The sequence below is a fragment of the Vibrio navarrensis genome, assembly GCF_000764325.1.
Classification (GTDB): Bacteria; Pseudomonadota; Gammaproteobacteria; order Enterobacterales; family Vibrionaceae; genus Vibrio; species Vibrio navarrensis.
This window is the reverse complement of the sequence record NZ_JMCG01000001.1, coordinates 1,635,635-1,659,440: the sequence shown is the minus strand read 5'-3', so window position 1 is coordinate 1,659,440 and position 23,806 is coordinate 1,635,635. Positions and strand designations below refer to the sequence as shown.

Annotated in this window: 22 protein-coding genes and 2 tRNA genes; 7 read left to right on the top strand and 17 right to left on the bottom strand. The window is 48.7% G+C overall.

All coding sequences use genetic code 11. The features are described 5' to 3' along the window. Positions 1-37 precede the first annotated feature (37 nt). The 3 genes from prpC to EA26_RS07420 all read right to left on the bottom strand — a co-directional run bounded on the left by prpC (position 38) and on the right by EA26_RS07420 (position 3,001). Positions 38-1,183 carry a bifunctional 2-methylcitrate synthase/citrate synthase gene (prpC, locus tag EA26_RS07430; RefSeq protein WP_039426280.1) on the bottom strand — a complete coding sequence of 382 codons (1,146 nt, stop codon included), beginning with the start codon at positions 1,181-1,183 and terminating at the stop codon, positions 38-40. A 214-nt stretch (positions 1,184-1,397) separates the two neighbouring features. After that, a complete protein-coding gene (prpB, locus tag EA26_RS07425; RefSeq protein WP_039426277.1) occupies positions 1,398-2,294 on the bottom strand; it encodes a methylisocitrate lyase in 897 nt (298 codons plus the stop codon). 11 nt (positions 2,295-2,305) lie between these two features. Then, positions 2,306-3,001: a GntR family transcriptional regulator gene (locus EA26_RS07420; RefSeq protein WP_039428854.1), complete on the bottom strand. Its 696-nt coding sequence runs from the start codon at positions 2,999-3,001 to the stop codon at positions 2,306-2,308. A 518-nt stretch (positions 3,002-3,519) separates the two neighbouring features. On the opposite strand from EA26_RS07420, the gene EA26_RS07415 reads away from it, so the two are divergent. The 6 genes from EA26_RS07415 to EA26_RS07390 all read left to right on the top strand — a co-directional run bounded on the left by EA26_RS07415 (position 3,520) and on the right by EA26_RS07390 (position 11,019). After that, on the top strand, positions 3,520-4,491 hold the full coding sequence (locus EA26_RS07415; protein WP_039426274.1) for a tripartite tricarboxylate transporter substrate binding protein: 972 nt from the start codon (positions 3,520-3,522) through the stop codon (positions 4,489-4,491). Positions 4,492-4,676: 185 nt separating this feature from the next. Beyond that, the gene (locus EA26_RS07410; RefSeq protein ID WP_039426272.1) at positions 4,677-5,192 is read left to right on the top strand and encodes a tripartite tricarboxylate transporter TctB family protein; all 516 of its coding nucleotides are present in this window, start codon (positions 4,677-4,679) and stop codon (positions 5,190-5,192) included. Between the two features lie 22 nt (positions 5,193-5,214). Beyond that, a complete protein-coding gene (locus EA26_RS07405; protein ID WP_039426269.1) occupies positions 5,215-6,750 on the top strand; it encodes a tripartite tricarboxylate transporter permease in 1,536 nt (511 codons plus the stop codon). Between the two features lie 122 nt (positions 6,751-6,872). Beyond that, entirely contained in the window at positions 6,873-7,634 is a 762-nt protein-coding gene (locus tag EA26_RS07400) for a sulfite exporter TauE/SafE family protein (RefSeq protein WP_039426266.1), read from the top strand. A gap of 243 nt (positions 7,635-7,877) precedes the next feature. After that, the gene (locus EA26_RS07395) at positions 7,878-9,614 is read left to right on the top strand and encodes a methyl-accepting chemotaxis protein (protein ID WP_039426263.1); all 1,737 of its coding nucleotides are present in this window, start codon (positions 7,878-7,880) and stop codon (positions 9,612-9,614) included. 244 nt (positions 9,615-9,858) lie between these two features. Further along, a complete protein-coding gene (locus EA26_RS07390; protein ID WP_039426260.1) occupies positions 9,859-11,019 on the top strand; it encodes an HD domain-containing phosphohydrolase in 1,161 nt (386 codons plus the stop codon). Between the two features lie 139 nt (positions 11,020-11,158). On the opposite strand, the gene cspE is transcribed toward EA26_RS07390, so the two are convergent. The 9 genes from cspE to EA26_RS07345 all read right to left on the bottom strand — a co-directional run bounded on the left by cspE (position 11,159) and on the right by EA26_RS07345 (position 18,748). After that, the gene (cspE, locus tag EA26_RS07385) at positions 11,159-11,371 is read right to left on the bottom strand and encodes a transcription antiterminator/RNA stability regulator CspE (RefSeq protein ID WP_039426258.1); all 213 of its coding nucleotides are present in this window, start codon (positions 11,369-11,371) and stop codon (positions 11,159-11,161) included. A gap of 294 nt (positions 11,372-11,665) precedes the next feature. Further along, positions 11,666-12,427 carry a uroporphyrinogen-III C-methyltransferase gene (gene cobA, locus EA26_RS07380; RefSeq protein ID WP_039426255.1) on the bottom strand — a complete coding sequence of 254 codons (762 nt, stop codon included), beginning with the start codon at positions 12,425-12,427 and terminating at the stop codon, positions 11,666-11,668. A gap of 179 nt (positions 12,428-12,606) precedes the next feature. Then, positions 12,607-13,464 (bottom strand): formate/nitrite transporter family protein, encoded by an 858-nt coding sequence (locus tag EA26_RS07375; protein ID WP_039426253.1) that lies wholly within the window; start codon positions 13,462-13,464, stop codon positions 12,607-12,609. A gap of 132 nt (positions 13,465-13,596) precedes the next feature. Beyond that, positions 13,597-13,920: a nitrite reductase small subunit NirD gene (gene nirD, locus EA26_RS07370; protein WP_039426252.1), complete on the bottom strand. Its 324-nt coding sequence runs from the start codon at positions 13,918-13,920 to the stop codon at positions 13,597-13,599. A 14-nt stretch (positions 13,921-13,934) separates the two neighbouring features. After that, complete coding sequence (nirB, locus tag EA26_RS07365) at positions 13,935-16,496, bottom strand: nitrite reductase large subunit NirB (RefSeq protein WP_039426250.1); 2,562 nt, start codon at positions 16,494-16,496, stop codon at positions 13,935-13,937. A 340-nt stretch (positions 16,497-16,836) separates the two neighbouring features. Next, positions 16,837-16,913 (bottom strand) — tRNA-Val (locus EA26_RS07360). Positions 16,914-16,948: 35 nt separating this feature from the next. Then, positions 16,949-17,025 (bottom strand) — tRNA-Val (locus EA26_RS07355). A gap of 145 nt (positions 17,026-17,170) precedes the next feature. Further along, a complete protein-coding gene (locus EA26_RS07350; protein WP_039426248.1) occupies positions 17,171-17,971 on the bottom strand; it encodes a hypothetical protein in 801 nt (266 codons plus the stop codon). A 111-nt stretch (positions 17,972-18,082) separates the two neighbouring features. Then, positions 18,083-18,748, bottom strand: a complete 666-nt coding sequence (locus EA26_RS07345; RefSeq protein ID WP_039426245.1) for a DUF2726 domain-containing protein — start codon at positions 18,746-18,748, stop codon at positions 18,083-18,085. A 221-nt stretch (positions 18,749-18,969) separates the two neighbouring features. Here EA26_RS07345 and EA26_RS07340 point away from each other — a divergent pair, with 221 nt between their 5' ends. After that, positions 18,970-19,149 (top strand): hypothetical protein, encoded by a 180-nt coding sequence (locus EA26_RS07340; RefSeq protein ID WP_039426243.1) that lies wholly within the window; start codon positions 18,970-18,972, stop codon positions 19,147-19,149. Between the two features lie 87 nt (positions 19,150-19,236). Here the strand turns inward: EA26_RS07340 and maiA are convergent, their stop codons facing one another. From maiA to nirD (EA26_RS07315), 5 genes are all read right to left on the bottom strand, one after another. After that, positions 19,237-19,905, bottom strand: a complete 669-nt coding sequence (gene maiA / locus EA26_RS07335; RefSeq protein ID WP_039426241.1) for a maleylacetoacetate isomerase — start codon at positions 19,903-19,905, stop codon at positions 19,237-19,239. Between the two features lie 13 nt (positions 19,906-19,918). Further along, a complete protein-coding gene (locus tag EA26_RS07330; protein ID WP_039426239.1) occupies positions 19,919-20,935 on the bottom strand; it encodes a fumarylacetoacetate hydrolase family protein in 1,017 nt (338 codons plus the stop codon). Between the two features lie 14 nt (positions 20,936-20,949). Beyond that, complete coding sequence (locus tag EA26_RS07325; protein ID WP_039426235.1) at positions 20,950-22,095, bottom strand: homogentisate 1,2-dioxygenase; 1,146 nt, start codon at positions 22,093-22,095, stop codon at positions 20,950-20,952. Further along, on the bottom strand, positions 22,088-23,161 hold the full coding sequence (gene hppD / locus EA26_RS07320; RefSeq protein WP_039426234.1) for a 4-hydroxyphenylpyruvate dioxygenase: 1,074 nt from the start codon (positions 23,159-23,161) through the stop codon (positions 22,088-22,090). Before hppD ends, EA26_RS07325 begins: the two co-directional genes overlap by 8 nt. A 319-nt stretch (positions 23,162-23,480) precedes the next feature. Next, complete coding sequence (nirD, locus tag EA26_RS07315) at positions 23,481-23,804, bottom strand: nitrite reductase small subunit NirD (protein WP_039426232.1); 324 nt, start codon at positions 23,802-23,804, stop codon at positions 23,481-23,483. Positions 23,805-23,806 lie beyond the last annotated feature (2 nt).

Below are 23,806 nucleotides of genomic sequence, written 5' to 3'. Positions count from 1 at the left end.
TGACCGCGCCTATTGGGCACGGTCATTCCTGAGCGAGTTAGCCGCGTTTTTCAATCGGCAACCATTGCTGATGATCCGGACCAACATAGTCAGCACTTGGACGAATGATGCGGTTGTTCGCACGCTGCTCGTACACATGGGCAGCCCAGCCAGTCAAACGGCTCATCACGAAAATTGGCGTGAAGAGTTTGGTTGGAATACCCATGAAGTGATAAGCGGAGGCGTGGAAGAAATCGGCGTTACAGAACAAACCCTTCTCGCGTTTCATTACCGCTTCAACGCGCTCAGAAACAGCATAGAGTTGGGTGTCACCGACTTTTTCGGACAATTCTTTCGACCAGCGTTTGATCAGGGCGTTACGCGGATCGCTCTCACGGTAAATCGCGTGACCAAAGCCCATGATTTTCTCTTTGTTTTCCAGCATGCGCAGAATGTTTTGTTCCGCTTCATCCGGCGTTTTCCAGTTCTCGATCATCTCCATCGCCGCTTCGTTCGCACCGCCATGCAGCGGACCGCGCAGCGTACCGATCGCGCCCGTCACGCACGAGTGAATATCAGACAACGTAGAAGCACAGACGCGCGCCGTGAACGTGGATGCGTTGAACTCGTGCTCTGCGTACAGAATCAACGAGCAGTGCATCACTTGTTTGAACAGATCGCTTGGCGCCTGGTCAGTCAGCATTTTCAGGAAATAACCACCGATACAAGCTTCGCTGGTGTCTTCGGTATCAATGCGCACGCCATCATGGCTAAAGCGATACCAGTAACAGATGATGGCCGGAAACAGTGCCAGCATGCGTTCCGTCGCGGCAAGCTGCTGTGAAAAATCGTGTTCAGTTTCCAGATTACCCAGCATTGAACAACCCGTCCGCATCACATCCATCGGATGGGCATCGGCAGGAATGCGCTCCAGCACTTCTTTCAGTGGCTGAGGCAGACCACGCAGGCCAATCAGACGGGTTTTGTATTGATCAAGTTCGGCCTGAGTAGGCAGATGACCCACGAGCAGCAGGTGTGCTACTTCTTCAAATTGAGCATTATTAGCCAGATCCGTGATGTCATAACCACGATACGTCAGACCGGTTCCGGTTTTACCAACCGTACATAAAGCTGTGCTTCCAGCGCTTTGGCCACGCAGACCTGCTCCGCCTAATTCAGCTTTCTTTGTCAAAGACTGAGGCATGTAGAACTCCTTTTCTTGCTGCGCTTCGGATCCTATTGAATCGACCTCATTGGGCCAGCTTGAGCTTGATGGCGCAGCGGTTTCACGTTATTGGGTGTTCCCCGCCTGACTGACTGTCGGGCCGGGGAGTTTTTCTTTCCGATTCTATTTTTCTTGGGCTTCGTTTTTCTTTGGCTTCCGTCGTTAGACCTCATGGAATCAAGGTCCAAATCGACTATTTTCCTTCCGAAAACAGCTGATCCAGCTTGTCTTCGTAATCATGATAGTTGAGGTATTCATACAGCTCTTTGCGCGTCTGCATCTGCCCCAGTAGTGCTTCCTGATTGCCCACCTCCAGTAGATGGCGATACACCATCTCGGCCGCTTTGTTCATCGCGCGGAACGCGCTCAGCGGGTAAAGCACCATATCCACTTTCGCTTTGGCGAGTTCTTCACCGCCGTACAGCGGCGTTTGGCCAAACTCGGTGATATTGGCCAGAATCGGCACATGCTTACCCGTGGCAGCTTGTAGCGCCGTTGAGAACTGCTCATACTGCTTCAGCTCTGTCATCGCTTCCGGGAAAATCATGTCGGCGCCTGCTTCTACGCACGCAATAGCACGTTCAATCGCACTGTCCATACCTTCCACCGCCAGCGCATCGGTACGCGCCATGATGACGAACTCCGGATTGTCTCGCGCATCTACCGCCGCTTTGACGCGGTCAACCATCTCTTGTTGGCTGACAATGGCTTTGTTTGGACGGTGACCACAACGTTTCTGCGCCACCTGATCTTCCATGTGCACCGCCGCTGCGCCGGCTTTTTCCATCGCCTTGATGGTGCGGGCAATGTTAAACGCGCCGCCAAAACCGGTGTCGATGTCGACCAATAAAGGCAGATCACACGCGTTGGTGATGCGTTCCACGTCCACCAGCACATCGTTGAGTGTGGTGATGCCGAGATCCGGCAAGCCATAAGAGGCGTTAGCGATACCACCGCCAGAGAGATAAATCGCCTGATGACCGAGTTTTTTCGCCATCATGGCGCAATATGGGTTGATCGTGCCGACAATTTGTAGCGGATCGTTTTGTTGGACGGCGAGTCTAAACTTCGCCCCGGGGGATAAATTCATCACATTTTCCTCTAATCTTGCAGAATATGTTGTTCAATTAGTTTCCTACTGCCTGAAATATGGCGTCTCATCAGCATTTCTGCCAGTTCTTCATCACGATTACGGATCGCCTGCAAAATATACTTATGTTCATCCAACGCTTCTTTGGGTCGTGATTGAGCTCTGGGTGATTGATAACGGTACATGCGCAGCAGGTGGTAGAGCTCGTCACACAGCAAAGCGATGAGCTTGCGATTGCGACTCGCTTTGATGATCCGATAGTGAAAATCAAAGTCACCGTGTTGATGGAAGTATGAAGATCCTTCCACTTCGTCGATATGTTTCGAATGGGTCGCAAGCAGCAGCTCCAAACTCAGCAACTCTTCTTGAGTGATGTAACGTGCGGCCAATCGGGCTGCCATGCCCTCCAATGCTTCGCGCACCGCGTACAGCTCAATCAGTTTTTCTGGAGAGAAGGTAATCACGCGCGCGCCAACATGTGGAACGCGTTCAATCAAACCCAGCCCCTCCACCCGCATGATCGCTTCACGTAAAGGCCCGCGACTCACTTGATAATGCTTTGCCAGCTCCGGCTCGGAGATTTTACTCCCCGGCAACATGTCGCCGTTGATGATGGCTTCAACCAACAGCTCCGTCAGTGTCTCTGACTTGGTATTTTCTTTCTCGTTTACTGGCACTTTAAGGTGAGCTCTCTCTTCGACATTCATTTCCATCACGCTTCCAGACACGCTTGTGTGTCTACACTCTTTATCTCTTGACGCAAACATAGCGCATCGAAGTGTCGACAATCAAGCAAATTGTCGACACTTTAGACTAAGGTATATATCCCAATGGTTATATTCAAAACACCAATCAATTGAAGAAACTTGCCAAATACAGATCAGGATTTCCCTCTATTTTATTGTTTTTATTATTTTAAAATATTTAAGGGCAGTATTTTCACTGATAAGAAAAGTCTCGATAGCAACAACTCAACGTAAACAAAACATGGATAAGTGTCGACAGTTCTTATTGTTGGGCAAAAACGTACGAGATGGCGTGAACTTTATGCACAAAATTCACTTTATGACCGTTATTTTTTTTAACTTCCTATTAGAGACATTTTGTTAACAGGTTTTTAACCTTTCTCTATTCCTGCGACATACATGCTGTGGTAGCGGGGAAAAACCATAACGATAAGCAGCTTCTTCTTAGTGAGGAAGCGCCGACATAAGGAACGTGAAACATGTTTAAGGCACTCAAACCGACTCTGGCAGCCTCGATCATCGCCGCTACTTTTTCTCTGAACACTTTTGCCGCTGATATTGAGAAGATCCACTTTCTGATCCCAGGTGGTGCAGGCGGCGGCTGGGATATGACCGCACGCGGTACAGGTGATGTACTGATGAAAGCGGAGATTGTCGACAACGTCTCCTACCAAAACCTTTCCGGTGGCGGTGGTGGCAAAGCGATTGCTCACCTGATTGAAACGGCAAAACGCCAAGAAGACACGCTGATGGTCAACTCAACGCCGATCGTTGTTCGCTCGCTCAGCGGCGTGTTTCCGCAATCGTTCCGAGATTTGACTCCTGTCGCGGCCACCGTGGCGGACTACGGCGCCATCGTGGCGTCAGCAGATTCGAAGTACAACACTTGGGAAGATGTGGTGAAAGATTTCGCCTCAAATCCTCTCAAAGTGAAAGTGGCTGGCGGCTCCGCACGGGGCTCCATGGACCACCTTGTTGCCGCCGCTGCGTTTAAAGGCCAAGGTTTTGAAGCAAAAGATGTACGCTACATTGCTTATGATGCTGGTGGTAAAGCGATGGCGGCGCTACTTTCTGGAGAAACTCAGTTGCTCTCAACCGGCCTTGGCGAAGTACTGGAAATGTCTAAAGCTGGCCAAGTCAAGGTGTTAGCGGTGACAGCGCCCAAACGCCTTGAGGCCGCGCCCAACATTCCCACACTGACTGAATACAACAACCCAACCGTCTTTGCCAACTGGCGCGGTTTCTTTGCCGCACCGGGCGTGAGCCAAGAGAAGATCGACGAGTGGAATGCCGCGCTCAGCAAGATGTACACCACCGAAGATTGGAAGGTGGTACGCGATCGCAATGGTTGGATTGACAACTACAAAGCAGACAAAGAGTTCTATGCCTTCCTCGAAGAGCAAGAGAAGCAGATGGGCGACCTGATGCGCGAACTCGGCTTTTTGAAATAATCCAGACGGGCAGGTTTCCCCTGCCCTTATCACCCTTTTGCCGTTTATGAAGTGCTGCCTCGGCAGTGTTTGATTACTCCTTTGTTTATGAATCCTCGCAGGTCGTATGGTCTGTTTTGTCAGTGAATCCTTCTCATTGACGCTTCATTTACGGCGCTTTTCTTTCTTGAATCATGGAGTTGGCTATGTCGGACTTACCAACCACTTCACTCAAAAGTAATAAGCTATTCTCGACCGAGTTGTTACTCAGCCGTGACCGCGTTGGCGCGCTGATTTTCTTGCTTCTCTGTCTTGGCTACGGCTATCAAGCCTATCAAATCCCGCTTTATCCGGGCGATGAACTCGAACCCTTCACTGCCCGTACCTTGCCGTTTGCGCTCACCATCATCGGCAGTTTGCTATCGCTGTTGCTGCTGATCTCCGGTCAACCCGACAGTAAAAGTGGCGCTGTGGTGAATTTTAACTGGAAACTGCTGATCGCTTTTATCGTCCTCATGGCGTTATACGGACTTGGCCTCACTTATCTTGGCTTTGTGCTCGCTACCGGTTTTTTCCTGATGGCTGGGTTTTACTTGCTTGGCGAACGTCGCAAAAAGGTCTTATTTGGCGCGTCTTTTCCCTTTGTGATCGCGTTTTATCTGCTGCTCACCAAAGGCTTGGATGTTTACCTTGAACCCGGCGTGATCTTCACCCTGTGGTAATCGGCTTTATAGGATAAAAGTTATGTTAGATGGAATTTTGCAAGGCCTTTCAACGGCGGTAATGCCGATGAACCTTTTGATGGTGATTGTTGGCTGTTTTGTTGGCACCTTCATCGGTATGTTGCCGGGGCTTGGCCCGATTTCGGCGATTGCGCTGATGATCCCAATCACCTACGGACTCGAACCCGCTTCAGGCATGATCTTGATGGCCGGGGTCTATTATGGCGCTATTTTTGGTGGCTCCACTTCGTCGATTTTGATCAACGCTCCCGGCTGTTCTTCCACTGTTGTAACGGCCTTTGATGGCTACCCAATGGCGCAAAAAGGCCAAGCGGGTAAAGCGCTAGCACTGGCTGCGTATGCTTCGTTTACCGGCGGAACGCTCTCCGCCATCATGCTATTAATCGCCGCGCCAGCGCTCGCGACCGTCTCGCTCAGTTTTCAATCTTCAGACTATTTTGCACTGATGTTGGTTGGCCTCTCTGCGGTGGCAGCGTTTGCGGGCAAAGGCCAAGTACTTAAAGCTTGGATGATGACCATTCTCGGGCTGATGCTTTCAACCGTGGGCATAGATAAAGGCGTCGGTGTTGAGCGTTTTACATTCGGCCTCACCGACTTGATGGATGGCTTTAGCTTCCTTCTGCTTGCCATGGCGACATTCGCACTCGGTGAAACCTTAATGGGCATTTTAAAGCCAGAACAAGACACTCGCGGCGAAGAACAAAACAAACTCAGCAACATCGGCTCAATGAAAATCAGCAAAGAAGAGCTCAAAGAAGCAGCCCCGGTTTCCATTCGCTCATCGCTGCTCGGTTTCTTTACAGGTGTATTGCCGGGCGCAGGTGCCACCATCGCGGCTTTCCTGAGCTACGGTATGGAGCGTAATCTCGCGCCAAAAGAGAAGAAAGAGGAGTTCGGCAAAGGCAGCCTGCGCGGCTTAGTCGCGCCAGAATCGGCCAATAATGCCGCTTCCAGTGGTTCCTTTGTTCCCCTTTTGACGCTGGGTATTCCTGGCTCAGGCACCACCGCCATCATGCTCGGTGCACTCATCGCATACGGTATTCAACCCGGGCCGCGCCTGTTTGTTGACCATCCCGATGTGTTTTGGTCGGTGATCATTTCGATGTACGTTGGCAATATCGTTTTGTTGGTACTAAACCTGCCTTTGATCCCTTACATCTCACGTCTGCTTGCGGTGCCTAAAACCGTATTGCTGCCGATGATCCTGTTTTTCTCGATCACGGGCGTGTATTTGGTGTCGTTCAACACCATGGATGTGTTCGTCATGCTACTGGTGGCCATAGGCGCGATTGCGCTGCGTTTAGCCAACTTCCCGCTGGCGCCACTGCTGCTCGGGTTTATTCTCGGCGGTCTGATGGAAGAAAACCTGCGCCGTGCATTAATGATCTCCGATGGTCAGCTCAGCTTCTTATGGGAACGGCCAATCACGCTGGTGTTTACTCTACTTGCCGTGGTGATGCTCACCAGCCCACTGTGGGTGACTGTGTATCAAAAGCTTAAACCAAGCGGCAACAAAACGGCGCAAACCGCCAAATAATGTATAGACCGCCTCGTTTGAGGCGGTTTTTTATTGATGCCAACTCAGTCACTGTTTGCCTTTTGTCCACTATCACTGCTCGTTGTCTTTCGCTAAGGTGAAGAAAAAAGGACAGCTAACACATGGATATTCTTCTACTTTTCTTCGCTGGCGTGTTTGGCGGTGTGCTCAACTCCATTGCGGGCGGCGGCAGTTTCATTACGTTCCCAGCACTCATGGCGGTTGGCGTGCCGCCTGTTATCGCAAACGCCACCAATACATTTGCCTCTTGTGCTGGTTACCTCAGTGGTGCTTGGGGTTTTCGCCATGAACTGAGTCGTCATCGCGATGTGTTGCCAAGAAGCATCCTAGTCAGCCTAATGGGCGGCGTGCTTGGCGCCGTTCTGCTGCTGACCACCGAAGAAAATGACTTTCTGACTGCGATTCCTTGGCTGCTGCTCTTCGCCACCTTGCTGTTTATCTTTGGGCCAAATATCAATCGCCGCCTTGCTCAAGGTTCACACGCGAAAAAATCGAGCTTCACCCGCCAAATCTTACCTGCTGCTTTTTTACTTCTGGTCTCGGCTTACGGAGGCTTTTTTAATGCCGGGCTAGGCATCGTCGCCCTTGGCTATCTGAGCCTTTGCGGTTATCACGATATTCATCTGATGAACGGCCTCAAGCTGCTCATTTCTAGCTGCGTTTCTCTGGTCGCTGTGGCTATTTTTATATGGCATGGTTCGATTGATTGGCTAAATGGCATAGCGGTGCTGGTGGGCAGCTTAGCTGGCGGTTACATTTCAGCGATGGCGTCCAAATATATTGCCCGCCTCTGGATTCAACGCTTTGTGGCGCTCTCTTCTTTGTTGATCACGGGTTACTTTTTTATCGAGGTTTATGCCTGAACATCGGAGTAAAACTTCATTGAATGAGTTCTTTAACCTATCAATATTGCTGGCATTTTAAGCAAATGGTGGATTTTGCTTTCGCCTCAGTCGATATTCTGTTTGCAACCGAATGAAACTTGTTTGCAACAAAATAGAGGCTGTCTTACTATTGAGCCAAACTATAAATTCAGTTTTCTCTTTTGTTGTGCCGCTGGAATGCGACACCTATTTCATTAGTCACTTTTAAGGATCTAAAGTGTTATGAATCACCTTTCCTTTAAAAATAAGATCATTGCACTGATCATCGCAATCATCACATTAACCATCGTCACCTCCTATTTCAGCGTCAATTACTTCATCAGCCACTATATAGAAGAATCTGACAGCAAAAACATTACCCATAACGTCGATCTTATCCAGCGTAAAATTGAGGCTGAGCTAAACGGTAAACTGTCACTGGCAAACAGTTTAAATTTCAGCATGATGGACATCAGCGAAACCAAAGAGAGTTCGGGTTTTGACAAGATAGTCAAAATCGTCAACGGCTACGCATTTGACGATACAGGCAATATGAGCGACGAGGATGCTCAGCTGTACATCGACTTGGCAGAAAACCACCCTAGCGAAACCGTCGTCAGCCCAGTTAGCATGAATAACGGCGTACCGATGATTACCTTTTCTATCAAGCGCATTGATGATTCGGTTGATTTCTTTGTCTTTAATTTAAGCCAATTTAGCAAAGTCATTACTGACTACGCCAGTGAAGGCAGTTACGCCGAATTGATCGCGAATGGCAGCACCATTTTCAGCAATAAGCACGGCAACAATCTCACGCCGATTGTGCGTAGCATCTCGTTTGCCGGACAGCAATGGGATCTGGTCGGCTACATCGATCTCGATAGCATCCAAGCCAATACTGACCAACTCAACTGGATGATCACCCTCGCCCTGTTAGTGTGTGCCGCAGGTATTATTCTGGTTAGCGTGCCACTGCTGCATGTGTCATTCAAACCGCTTGCCCGCTTGCAAGTGGTGGTGGCTGGTCTTTCGCAAGGCAATGGCGATCTGACTCAACGTATTGATATTGAAAGCCAAGATGAGATCGGACGTATCTCTCACTCGATCAACTTGTTTATTGAACGTCTGCAACAGATGTTTATCGAAGTGGCCGACTCTTCGAAAGGCATCGACCACGCAGTAGCCAACTTGGGCGCGCAATCCAGCTCTAATATTTCTACGCTCAATCAGCACACTCAAGAAACCGAGCAAGCCATCACTGCGATTGAGGAGATGAGCGCGACCGCCAGCGCCATTGCCCAAAGCGCTGACGAAGCGGCGAAACTGACCGACAGAACCAATCGCTACGCTGAAGAGTCGAAGCAGAGTGTTACGGGCGCCGTGCACAGCGTGAACGATTTGGTCACGCAAGTGGTGTCGATGTCAGACACCATTACGCGGATGAGTGACGATACCAAGCAGATCAATTCAGTATTGCAAGTGATTGGCGATATCGCAGAGCAAACCAATTTGCTTGCCCTCAACGCGGCGATCGAAGCAGCGCGCGCAGGGGAACAAGGTCGTGGTTTTGCCGTGGTCGCAGACGAAGTTCGCGCCTTAGCGGCGAGAACTCAGCAAAGTACAGCGCAAATTAATGAGATGCTGGCCAAGCTAAAATCCACCACAGAAAACGTGGTAAATGAAATGGGCTCGACGCGCACACGTTGTGAAGAGACCGCCGAACGAACTAATCATGTGATGGATACCCTCAATGTGGTGACCGACTCAGTCGCACAAATCAATAATCTCAACACACTGGTGGCTACCTCCGCAATGGAGCAGCGCCAAGTGACCGATGAGGTGAGCAAGAACATGGCCGCCATTCAAGAAATCATTCGTCAGCTAAACAGCAATGCCGCCCAGACTAACTCGGTCAGTGATGAACTCGATGACACCTCTCAGGCACTTTCTGCGGTCGTCAATCGCTTTAAAGTACGTTGATCCTTTACTACTTTTGCAGCTAAAAATGGGGCGTCACTTACGTGGCGCTTTTTTATTGCTATCTTTTATGTGTCAGAGTGCACATATTCTTGTGAGCACGACGGAAATAACCCTGTTAAAGATGATGGAATTCTAACTTCAATGCATTTTGTGTTAACGACATGTAGCATTATTGATACATTAGTCGTCTCAATTTGAGGATCGGGATCAAATCTCACAAACCACGCTAAGAAGGGGCAAAAGGATGTTGGACTACCTCAGGCTTAACCAAATTGCATCGCAAAACAAAGAGATCGTCACTCTCTTAGACGAGTTGTTCCAGCAACTGTGCGACGCATTTCCACCGTTGTCGCGCTTTTCGGTTGTGCTGCTGGGGGATAAACAAGCATCCAATTACTATGTGCAAGATAGGCTAATTGGTACGGATGTCTCAACTGAGCTGGATTTTGCAGAGCATGCGTTAACGACCGATTCTTCGCTTACTCATCTTGCCTTCAGCAGTGCTGTTCGCATTGTCAATGACTTGCGGCAGATGACACCGACCAAACGAGTGACGAGGCTGATAGCACTTGGCCATAAAAGCAGCTATGCCGTCCCGTTGAGTTATCGTAACAAGACACTTGGATTTCTGTTTTATAACGCCAAGGTGACCCACTACTTCACCAATCAAGACGTGCAAAAAGATCTGGCTTTTCTTTCCAACCTCATTAGTCAGCTTTTCATCCATCTACATGAAAATCAAAAACACTTTCAGGCGGCGTTGAGCGTTGCACTCAATATGGGACACGCTCGCGATCCCGAGACAAAAGAACACCTCATCCGCATGGGCAAATACAGCGAACTGCTGGCAAGGCTGCTTTCTCAGCAGCATCCCGAAATCAGCCATCAATTCATCCACCGTATACGGCTTTACGCCCCCTTCCACGATATCGGCAAATACAAAATTCCCGACCATGTGCTGTTTAGTGACAAGCGTTTTACCGATGAAGAGCGTTGCATTATGAACATGCATACAATTTACGGAGAGGAGATCATTGAACAAGTGGTGCATCTCTCAGATGCCGAGCTGGTGTCACAAGATGAAATTGCATTTATCAAACACATTGTGCGTCATCATCATGAACATTTTGATGGTGCTGGGCTACCAGACCAACTTTGTGCGGATGCCATCCCTCTTGAAGCTCGCATCGTCACATTAGCGGATGTCTTTGATGCGCTGCTTAGCCGCAGAGCTTACAAACCAGAATGGTCGGTTGATGCTGTAGTGGATTTTATTCGCGCTCATACAGGCCAAATGTTCGACCCACAGTGCGTGGCCGTTTTACTTGGCAATTTGGATCAGTTTTTGGCGATTCGAGAAAAATATTTAGATAAAGAGGAACAGCCGGGAAAGTGCGTCGCGTAGCGTCGTCTACAAAAGCAGCCAATCGAGGATGAAATTTCTTTAGGAAATGAGAAAAAGAGTTGAGGCTAAAAATTTTATTGAGCACAAATGAAAAGTGGTGCGACGAATCGCACCACTTGTCTTAAAAACTGGTTACTGATTACAGTACAGTTACTTCAGAAGCTTGAGGACCTTTTTGGCCTTGCTCAACGTTGAAGCTAACTTTTTGGCCTTCAGCCAGAGTTTTGAAACCGTCAGAAACGATTGAACGGAAGTGAACGAAAACGTCCTTGCCGCCGTTGTCTTGAGAGATGAAACCAAAGCCTTTAGTTTCGTTGAACCATTTTACTGTACCTGTCATTTTTCCAGACATAGTGACCTCTTTAAAAAATTAATCAATTATTGAAAGTGGCTATACAAAGCTATGAATGATTTATCAAGAGAAAGTTTACGCAGGTCTAACGAAAGGTTTCGAGAAATAACTGAGAAGGAACTTTGACTAAATCTAACATTACCACTCTTTTGTAAGAGCCGACTGACACTATACGCCTACTGAAAAAAAATGCTAGTGATTTCGCTAGCAAAGTTATCGATCGGTTAAAAAACACTCCTAACGCATTGAATATGGGCAGAAATTAGAGCTTATACTCAAATTTCAACCGTGAAATTAAGCGAACCATTTCAGTTTTTCGTGCAAAGCCGTGACACTGCCGACCACGATCAGTGCAGGGCTCACTGCTTGCTGGGCAAGAGCTGGCAAATCTTGTAAGGCTCCACGCAGCACTTTTTGCTCGCGGCGCGTACCGTTTTCGATAATCGCACACGCCATATTGGCATCCAATCCATTTTCCAGTAGTTTCTGTGCGATGTAACCCGACTGCTTGAGCCCCATATAAAACACCAAAGTGGTATTGGCTTGCGCCAGTGACGCCCATTCGATCTCTTTGCCATCTTTTTGAATGTGGCCCGTAATAAACTGCACACTCTGCGCGTGATCGCGATGGGTCAGCGGAATCCCCGCGTAGGCGGTAGCCCCGGCGGCAGCGGTAATTCCGGGAACCACCTCAAAGCGAATACCGTGTTCAGCCAATGCCTCGAGCTCTTCTCCGCCTCGACCAAAAATAAACGAGTCCCCGCCTTTAAGGCGCACGACCCGTTTACCCTCTAATGCCTTATCGACCAAAATTTGGTTGATTTGCTCTTGAGGCACGCAGTGATAATCGAGCTTTTTGCCGACGTAAATTCTCTCGGCGTTTTCACTAGCGAGAGCAAGAATTTCAGCGGAAACCAAACGGTCGTAAACCACCACGTCCGCTTGTTGAATAACGCGATACCCTTTTACGGTCAAAAGATCTGGGTCACCGGGCCCTGCACCGACCAGAAAAACAAAGCCTTTAGTTTGAACGGAAGTGAGCGTAATTGACTTCATTGTTGAGCCTATAGAAATTTTGATGATAAAAAGTGGCACTCACAATGGCTTATTTGGTAAGTGGCCACTTGTTATCAGCAACTCTTTAGCGTAAGCGAGTATCTGGCTGATGAGCGTACTCGCTCTCCTTTGATTATTGACTTGCCCTGAAACCACACTGTTTCAGGGCATGACTTAGGCTATTTGCCATTCAACACAGGTTGAATGCTTACTGCAGTTTGCTCGCCAACACTATCGAGCGCTGGCGCGGTTTTCGCGTGCGTTAGATAAAGAGGAATGCAAGTGAAAAGTAAGCCACCAACGATGTTCCCTAAGATGGTTGGGATCAAATTGAAGTTTAGCCAAGTCGCAATGCCGAAGTCAGCTCCCAGCATCATACCGAGTGGGAATAGGAACATGTTGACCACTGCGTGTTCGAACACGAGCGCAAAGAAGATAAAAATAGGTAACCACATTGCAGCGATCTTTCCCGCAACAGTTCTGGCTGTCATGTTACCGACAACACCTAGACAAACCATCAAGTTACACAAAATGCCGCGCACAAAACAGGTGATCCAACCATCTGCACCTAGGTTTTCAAAGCCTACCGTGCGAGCCGTCGCCGCTTTAATAAACGTTTGACCGACCGCATTTGGCTCTACGCTAAAGTTCATGGTTAAAGAGAGTGCGATAAGCGCAGCAACAAGCAGTGAGCCAATTAAGTTGCCAAGACCAACTAGTCCCCAACAACGAAAGACGCGTCCCCAAGTAATGCCCGGGCGACTATCAAGTTTCGCTAGTGGTGCCAAACCAAACACGCCAGTCACCAAGTCGTATCCCATCAGGCTTAAAATGCAAAAACCCACCGGGAACACAAGCGCACCGACAATGCCTAATCCGGTTTGCGTAATCGCGGTAATCGCCACCACCACAGCAAGCGATAAAATGATGCCCGCCATTGTGCCGCGCAAAATTAAGTCGCGCGTTGAGGTTTTTATTTTCGCTTCACCAACATCAATCATGGTTTGCACGAATTCAGCTGGTTTTAAATCAGACATAGAGCGTCCCTTTATCAAAGTTAAAATTGAAGATGAAATAGAGAAAGGCTCCCTGCTCTTTTTCGTCTTTTCCCTACAAAAATCCGTTCAGGAAACAAGAAGCCTTTGTGCTATTGAATCTCAAGCCAATGATTAAGCAGAGATTTCGACAATGCCGTTGTTGACGCGAGCTTGGTATGCCTTAACGTTAAAGCGCTCATCTTCCATACACTGACCTGTTGCAAGGTTAAAACGCTGCTTTTTCAGTGGGCTTGCCACCCAAAGATCGCCTTTGTGCTCAGCGAGCAACCCGCGAGATAACACGTTTGAGCGCGCGAACGGGTCCATGTTACTAATGGCAAATACCTGCTCCTCTTCACTTGGACGAAATACCGCGACTTGCTGTCCGTTAACCAGTGCACACACTCCCGTACCTGGAATAATGTCGTTAATGTCACATACTTGTTCGAATGCCATGATGGACTCTCCTCTTATTCCGTAACCGCGACATGCAAGATGTCACCTTGAAGTTCTGGGTGTTTCTCAGCAAACGTGGCTGGGCGATGTTGCTGACGCACTGGTACAAACACGACGTTGTCGTCACGCTTGTCTGAGTTAATAAAGTGAGCGAAGCGTTTTAGCTGAGTTTCGTCATTGATGGTTTCATTCCATTCGCAGCGGTACGCTTCAACCAATTTGGCAATGTCCGCTTCCAGCTGTGCATTGATGCCCAATTTGTCTTCGACGATCACTTGGCGAAGGTAATCGACACCGCCCTCCATATTTTCCAGCCACACCGATGTGCGTTGCAGTGGCGCAGAAGTACGGATGTAGAACATCATGAAGCGGTCGATGTATTTGATTAGCGTTGCTTGGTCTAGATCGCTAGCCAGCAAGTCTGCATGACGCGGCTTCATACCACCATTACCACACACGTATAGGTTCCAACCTGCATCTGTGGCGATAATGCCAAGATCTTTGCCTTGTGCTTCTGCACATTCACGCGTACAGCCCGACACACCAAACTTCATTTTGTGCGGCGTGCGGATGCCTTTGTAGCGGTTCTCGATAAACACACCAAGACCTACCGAATCTTGCACACCGTAACGACACCATGTTGAACCCACACAGGTCTTCGCCATGCGCAGCGCTTTGGCATACGCTTGACCGGTTTCATAACCCGCTGCAATCAGTTTTTTCCAGATAGCTGGAAGGTCATCTTTTTGCGCGCCAAAAAGACCAATACGCTGAGCGCCCGTCACTTTGGTGTAGAGGTTGTACTCGGCCGCTACTTCCGCCAACACTTTCAGTGCTTGCGGCGTCACTTCACCACCCGCCATACGTGGGATCACGGAATAAGTGCCGTCTTTTTGCATGTTGCCAAGGAAGTTGTCGTTGGTGTCGTGTAGCTTAACCAGTTGAGGTGTCAGGATGTGCTCACCCCAGCACGACGCCAAAATCGAGCCCACCACAGGTTTACACACTTCACAGCCATAACCTTTGCCATGTTTGGCTAGCAGATCATCGAAGGTTTTGATCTCTTCGATGCGAATCAGGTGGAACAGCTCTTGGCGAGAGTAAGCAAAGTGTTCACAAATATCACTTTTCACTTCCACGCCCGCTTTTGCCAGTTCCGCGTTTAATACCGAAGTGACCAGTGGAATACAGCCGCCACAGCCAGTGCCTGCACCGGTGACGGCTTTGATATCACCAATGGTGTGATGGCCGTCGGCGACCGCTTGCGCGATCTTGCCTTTGGTCACATCGAAACAAGAACAGATCACCGCAGAATCTGGCAGTGAATCCGCGCCGAGTTTTGGCTTCTCAGCACCAGCATGCGCCGGCAGGATCAAGCTATCGGGGTGCTGTGGTAGCTCGATTTCGTTGAGCATCAGTTGCAGTAAGTCACCGTAATCCGACGTGTCACCCACCATCACTGCGCCGAGCAATTTCTTGTTGTCTGCAGAAACGATCAAACGCTTGTAAACTTCAAGCTCTTCGTTTTGATAAACGTAGCTCTTACAACCCGGAGTGCGACCATTCGCATCGCCAATCGAGCCAACTTTTACGCCAAGCAGCTTGAGCTTGGCAGACATATCTGCACCTTCGAATTTGCTTTGTGTATTGCCTAGCAGGTGATCCACGGCAACTGTGGCCATTTTGTAACCCGGCGCAACCAGACCATAGAACATCTTATTCCACGACGCGCACTCGCCAATGGCGTAGATGTTGCTGTCTGTGGTTTGACCGTGATCGTTAATTTCAATACCGCCACGAGGTGCGATACCAAGGCCCATTTGGCGAGCTAGTTTGTCTTGTGGGCGAATACCGGCCGAGAAAACGATGAAGTCAGTCTCAAGTTCAGTGCCATCAGCAAAGCGCATCACATTGCGTGCATTTTTGCCTTCTGCTGCGATTTCCAAAGTATTTTTGCTGGTGTGAACTTTCACGCCCATGCGTTCGATTTTCTGCCGAAGTTGGTCACCGCCAGCTTGGTCGAGCTGCTCAGCCATCAGTTTCGGCGCAAACTCAACCACGTGCGTTTCCATTCCCAAAGCTTTTAGCGCGCCAGCGGCTTCCAAACCGAGCAGACCGCCGCCAATCACCACACCACTTTTACTTTTCTTCGCGCATGCCTCGATAGCTTTGAGATCTTCAATGGTACGGTAAACAAAGCAATCTTTGCTTTCATTACCTTTAATCGGTGGAACAAATGGGTATGAACCTGTTGCAAGGATGAGCTTATCGTAGTGAATTTCACGCCCCGAGCTTGAATACACCGTCTGCTTTTCACGATTGATATTGATTGCGCGCTCACCAATCAGCACCTTGATGCCATGCTTTTGATAAAAGCCGCTTTTCACCAGTGAAAGTTCATCGGCGGTGTGATGCGAGAAATAAGAAGAGAGATGGACGCGATCGTACGCGACGCGGGGTTCTTCACAAAATACGGTGATGTCAAAGTGGGAAACATCCGTTTTATCAACCAGATCTTCGATATAACGGTGTCCGACCATCCCGTTACCGACAATCACTAGCTTCAACTTGCTCATAGTACTTCCTAAGGGTTAGGTTCTTATCTGAGCGCATTGTTAATTATGAAAGAAAATGAAAAGATGATGTAAATCAATTACGAAATTAAACTACCCTAAAGGGGTAGATGCTTTTGAAGGCTCGATTAGCTTGCGCGATTCAAGGCAGAATCACCCTTTCGGCAGTGAAAATAGCAGTAACGAATCACTGCGGATGTAATAAAGTAACGAAAAAGAGAAACAAGATAAGAAACTGATGAGAAGTGACCGTGCGGCAATACAACTAGGCAAAATCAAACACTGGAAAGCAACAAAGCCTGCTCAATGAGCAGGCTTTGTGTTTGTTCATACTGAACGAATTTGGTGCGTCCAAGTGGACTCGAACCACCGACCCCCGCCATGTCAAGGCGATACTCTAACCAACTGAGCTATGGACGCTTTACGCACAATTCTCAAGCTAACCATTCAGTGAATGGTGCGTCCGAGTGGACTCGAACCACCGACCCCCGCCATGTCAAGGCGGTACTCTAACCAACTGAGCTACGGACGCATTCCCTGAGAACGAGGAGGATATTAACCACTGCAGCGGATAGGTGCAAGCATATTTTTTCGCTTTCCGAATCGTTTGCTCTATTAATAATCTTTTTGCTCTGTTTTTGGTCTTATTCAGTATCAATCGATTGATCTAACTCACATTAATCACCGGAGTTGGGCAATCGGATCACCACTCTTTTCTCAAGGTTAAGTTTTTTTAAATCTTTTAACCAATAGGTATCGATCAAACGTTGCAGTAAGCCACTTTTATCTGCCCTTTCCAATGCTTCTTGCAGCAAGGTTTGATGCCTTTCAGCACTTTCACTGAGATAAAAGCGAAAATCTCGGTCATACACAATCAATAGACGTTGCTCGATATCCAGATTGGGGACTAAGCGTGCTTCCGTCATGATTTCGTTGATGCCTCGCGGGAAGTAGTTAACGGGCCCAACTCGACTCAGTTTGTCATATAAAGCGCGCCATTCGCCATCTTGCGGGTAGTAAGCAAGGTGATTCGCTTGCCACACATCAGTATCAAACCAACTGGAACCCAGCCCAGCCACCAAGCCGCTGCGCTGCAAATCTTCAAGCGAGTTAATTTGGTTGTATTGTGCTTGGGCCCCTTTGGGGATGAACAGAACGCGTTGGCCGATCAACCCTTTGGTGACGGGGGCGTTGATAAAGGGATACTGCGCATCTCTTTCCCTACTTTGCACCAGCCACATTAACGACAATTGATTGTTTTCAACCATCTTGATCAAACGCTTTTGTGGAATATGCTCAAAAGGAGTGTTGATGACGAGTTTTACGCCAATGTCCGCTAACGACTGTTTTAGCAACTCATGATAGAACAGATGAGTGCCGTCCATTTGTGTCGGTAGGGTTAAGGTAATTGATTTTGGATTAGCGCTTGCCAAAGATAAGGGGAGCCATAGCGAGAGTAAAAATGCAAGCCATTTCATAGCAAATCCCCAAACAAGTTCAACTACTTACACTATAGAACGGTTTGAGGATTTTGAGTAATACGGGTAAGAAAAGTGTTCCATCACTGTGAGGTAAAAGCGCGGATCAGCTTATTCGTCATCATCGGTATCAAACACTACGTTGTAGTTTTCCGTGTACGTACAGTTGGGTTGTCGGCTGCAGGTGAAAAAGCGTCGCCCTTTAAATTCACCTTGTGAGGCGACTTTGATCACCATAGGGCTGCCACACTTTTTGCAAAAGCGGATCTCTTTGTCCGGCTCAATCAAATCGATGTGCGCCGCAAGTAGGCGTCTTAATCGCCCCACCTGATAACTGTGTTTCACCGATGTTCCGATGAGTGGAATATTGGCGCTTTTACACACTTGCATCAGCAGTTTCTCTCGTTCCACTTTACTTTTATTGAGCTCTTTGCCGTTATCGAGTTCAATCACTACTCTCGGCTCAAAGGTTCTTGGATCACAGATGAGATAATCAAAATGGCTACGCGAGATCTTGTTGCTGGCGATGAAAAGCTGCTTTTTACTGACGATATCACGCGGCGCAATGACACTGCTCATGTTCACTTTGCTAAACACCACCCCATGCTCTCCAACCGCAGTTTTCAGCGCATTAAAGAAGGCAACTTCCTGCGACCTGAGCACCGGCCCTTTGACACGATAAGAGTAGTCTTTGCTGTTATCTTGTTTAACCACGTATTTCTGGATGATGAAAAAGAACAGGATCAGTAACGCGACGATGATAAAGATATTGGTCATGCTGCAATGTCACTCAAAACATACACTTGGGTTGCGAATACACTATGTGGAAAGCCTACTGAACTCAAGAAAAAAGCCGTTGTGCTCGTATTGTATCGTTACGACTTTGGTCGATCTCACAGTTCAAATTGATCAAGATCATTTTTGTATCTGATTAATCGGCGTAGATTTAACATTGTTATCAATTGGTTAACAATGTTGCAATTTTCATCGGAGGCCATATGGAATTGAAACAAGATCCTCGCTGCTACACGGATGTCTGCTTAGAAGGTAAGTGGTATCACTACGACCACTGTGGGACGACCGCTTACATGCTCAAAGGCGGAAGCCCCGAAGAGATAGAGTTGGCCAAAGAGCCTGTCACCGAAAGTGAGCTGATCGAACTGCTCTTAAACCGCTAAACGCCCAACGAATAAACACCGAACAACTAGCAAGAAAACGCCCTTGGATGACACTATCTATCAAGGGCGTTTTTGTCGTTGCTTGTGTTATCGCACCGCGTCAGGTTGGTTTTCCGGTTTAGCGGCGATAAACGCAGGCAGCTCATTGCAAGCCGCCACCACTGCGTTAATCAGCGGATAGTTCTCCATGGGAACGCCAAAACGCTGCGCGTTATACACTTGCGGAACAAGGCAGATATCAACAATGCTTGGGCTATGGCTGATGCTGTACAAACATTCGCCGTAGTGCTCGCGATGCCTGCGCAATTTCTCTTCCACCGCTTGAAAACCTTGCTCAATCCAATGATGTATCCACTCAAGTTTGTGCTTTTCGTCAAGCTCAAGTGTTCCTTCAAGGTACTGCAATACGCGCAAGTTATTCAGCGGATGGATCTCTATGGCGATATCTTGCGCCAGTGCCAGCGCTTGGTAACGCAGCGCACCGATAGAGGGAATCACCTGCACCGCCGAGTAATTATCATCCAGATATTGGATGATGGCCAAAGACTGGTTAAGTACCATCTCCCCATCGACTAAAACGGGCACCAGCTCCGCGGGATTGAGTGCATGATACTCTGCGCTGTGCTGCTCTCCGCCCTGCTTAACCAAGTGAATAGGTACGCTTTGGTAGTTCAATTGTTTGAGGTTAAGGCAAATGCGCACGCGATAAGCGGCGGACGAGCGCCAGTAACCATACAATTTGAGATTGTCACTCATCGCTTATCCCCAGTTACTTTTGATAACGGCTCACTTGCTGCTCAATCGCCCCGAAAATACTTTGCCCTTCATCATCAAGCATCTCTAAGCGAATCGAATCACCAAACTTCATAAAAGATGTTGCAGGTTTGCCATCACGGATCGTTTCAATCATGCGAATTTCCGCGATACACGAGTAACCGACGCCGCCCTCTTCAATCGACGTGCCGTGCTCTGTGCCCTGTTTATTCGACACCGTGCCGGACCCTATGATGGCCCCAGCGGATAAGGGTCGCGTTTTCGCCGCATGAACAATCAAATCGGCAAAATCAAAAGTCATGTCGACGCCCGCGTTGGGTTTACCAAACGGTTTGCCGTTGTAGGTAGAGAGCAGTGGCAGATGCAGCTTGTTCTCACTCCACGCAGAGCCCAGTTCGTCGAGCGTTACCGCCACAGGAGAAAACGCAGACGAGGGTTTTGATTGGAAAAAACCAAATCCTTTCGCCAGCTCAGCCGGGATCAGACCACGCAGCGAGACATCGTTAACCAACATCACCAAGCGAATCGACTCCTGCGCCTGTGCGATACTCGCCCCCATCGGAACATCGCCAGTGACCACCGCCACTTCACCTTCAAAATCGATGCCCCACTCTTCACTGGCAAATTCGATATTGTCGCGCGGGGCGATAAAAGCGTCAGAGCCGCCTTGATACATGAGCGGATCGGTCCAAAAACTCTCCGGCATCTCTGCGCCGCGCGCTTTACGCACCAGCTCAACATGATTGACGTACGCAGAGCCATCCGCCCACTGGTAGGCGCGTGGCAAAGGTGACGCCACTTGGCTCTCATCAAATGGCGCGCTGCCCGCCACATCACCTTGGTTCAACGCCAAATACAGTTCTTGCAGCTGTGGGCTGGTTTGCGGCCAATTATCCAAAGCCGCTTGCAGAGTGGGCGCAACTGCTTTCGCCGACACATAGCGAGTCAGATCGCGACTCACCACCACCAGTTCGCCATCACGCGAACCATTTTTCTTTGTCGCAAGTTTCATTGTTATCCCTTCTCTTAGTCGCTCGATGACTCATTTTCACGCCAGCTGTAGACGTACTCTTTGTTCTCTACGCTGTCGAGCTCGGGAGCAAATTGCAGCGCATGGCGCGTATCGATCATCACCGCCACTTCGTCGGTGAATTTTTTCTTATATTCTTGACCCGCTTTAAACGCTTTTGGATGCGGACCGTGCGTAAACCCGGCTGGATGGAACGTCACCATCCCCGCTTCAATGTTGTCACGGCTGAAGAAATCGCCCGCGTGATAGAACAGCACTTCATCGTAATCGTCATTGTTGTGATAAAACGGCACTTTCAGCGCGCCCGGATCGCTCTCAATCGGACGAGGAACAAAGGTGCAAACAACAAAGCCGTTACCGACAAACGTCGTGTGCGCCGAAGGTGGCAAGTGGTAGCGGTGCGACATCAGTGGACGAATATCGCGCCAGTTGAGTTTCACCACCGACAAATCACCGTGCCAGCCAATCGCATCGAGCGGATTAAATGGATAAGTGATGACACTGACGCGCTCATGGCGTTTGACCTCAACTCGGGTACTCTCTTCGCTGTATTGCGCTTTGAATTTGTCGTTGATCGACGGCACTTCTAGCACCGCAGGGTCAAACACTGCATGGTTACCCACCAGCCCTTTCTCGGGCAGCGAGTAGGCGGCATCGCTGTTTTCAATCATCAAGATGAACATCGGTTCAGACGGTTCTAACCGCCAGTTGGTCGAGCGCGGGAGCAACACGTAATCGCCTTCGCCGACCTCTAAATGGCCGTAATCGCAATAGAGATCCGCTTTACCTTGATGGATAAACAGCAGTTCATCGCCATCGGCATTGCGCGCGAGAAAATCCATCTTCACCTGAGTTTTCCATACGCGCACTTTGCACTGGGCATTGTGCAGCAGATGAGGAACACGCCACGGCGATTGCTGCGCGGTGTGTTCAACACGGGTGAAATCAAACGCTCTCGGTCTGAGTTCCCCTTCCCATTCGCTCCAGCCTGTCGGGGCATGCTGATGGTGGAAATGGGCCGCAGGGCCAAAAAAGCCACTGCGCCCTGCTTCACGTTCATAAATCGCCTCTTGCGGGAAGTCGGCGTGTGCCTGTTTAGAGCACACTCCCTCCCGATGAGGGAAGGAGATCCATTTATGCATCGCTCAATACTCCACGGCGGATTTGGTCTTCTTCAATCGATTCAAACAGCGCTTTGAAGTTGCCTTCGCCAAAACCTTCGTTGCCTTTACGTTGAATGATCTCGAAGAAAACAGGACCGATAACGGTTTGAGTAAATATTTGCAGCAAGATGCCATCTTTGGTCGGCGCGCCATCAATCAAAATGCGCTGCTCACGCAGTTTGTCGACGTCTTCTTTGTGACCAACCACGCGATCATTGACCTTCTCATAGTAAGTGTCTGGAGTTGGCATAAAGTCCATACCGCGATCACGCAGGGTTTTGACCGTGTCGTAAATATCGTCTGTGGTCAAGGCGATGTGCTGAATGCCTTCACCGTTATATTCGCGAATAAATTCTTCGATTTGCGATTTATCGTCAGAGGACTCATTGATTGGAATACGGATCTTGCCACAAGGCGCGGTCATCGCACGGCTGACAAGGCCCGTGAGTTTGCCTTCGATGTCGAAGTAGCGGATTTCACGGAAATTGCCGATGCGCTCATAAAAACCAGACCAAATGTCCATGTTGCCACGCTTTACGTTATGGGTCAGGTGGTCAATCTCATACAAGCCCACGTCAGCTTTGACTAAACGCTCATCCGCATCATCATAGAAACGGAAATCGACATCATAAATACTCTGTTTACCGTAGCGATCAACAAAATAGAGCAAGCTGCCGCCAATGCCGTACACCGCCGGAATGCTTAGCTCCATCGGACCAATCTCGGTTTGATATCGTTGCGCGCCATTGGCGAGAGCATGCTCAAGCGCGTGGTTGGCGTCTTTGACACGAAAGGCCATACCACACACCGACGGGCCGTGAATACGCGCGAACTCTTCGGCTTGGCTGTGAGGTTGGGCATTGACCACAAAGTTGATGTCACCTTGACGATACAGCCATGCTTGCTTAGAACGATGTTTTGCTACTTCAGCAAAACCAAGGGAGGCAAACAATCCTTTCAGCTGTTCAATGCCCTCATTATTGGCTGCTGTATATTCCACAAACTCGAATCCGTCTGTGCCCAGAGGGTTGATAGCGTCTACCATGACTTTCTCCTTGTACTATTCGTTTGTTTTTTAACACTCTGTTAACTTGGATCAGACGCACAAGAATTGGAATAGACAGGCAACTTTCTCAGCTCGGTCACTCAGCCCGCAAAACATGTAAATTTATTGTTACAGCAAAAATTAGAACAAATACTTTGCTGCAATCTTTTCACCAAACATTAGATTTCAAACAGTTAGCTTGTCATTTTTCCTGTACACCACAATGATAAATGTAAATTTTTTGTTATTAAACCGGAACACAAAAAGGCCAAGTACACACTTGGCCTTGAGTGCTTTTCAGAGAGTGGCAAGAAAAACGCTAACTCAACACATAAACGGAATCATCTTCCACTAGCACGGGCCAAGTGTGGAGACGAACATTCTCATCTTCCAAGCAACTGCCCGTTTTGAGACAAAAATGCTGTTTATACAAAGGGGAAGCGACACACAGTGCGCCTTGAATATCGCCAACAATACCGCGGCTCAAGACAAACGCTTTGCCTATCGGATCCCAATTTTGCAGCGCGAATACCCCTTCTTCGGGCACATAGAACATCGCCAGTTGTTGCTCATTCAACCACACCGGATGGCCATGATTTTCTTTGAGCTCATTAAGACGACAGATGAACTGTTTGTTGACCATAG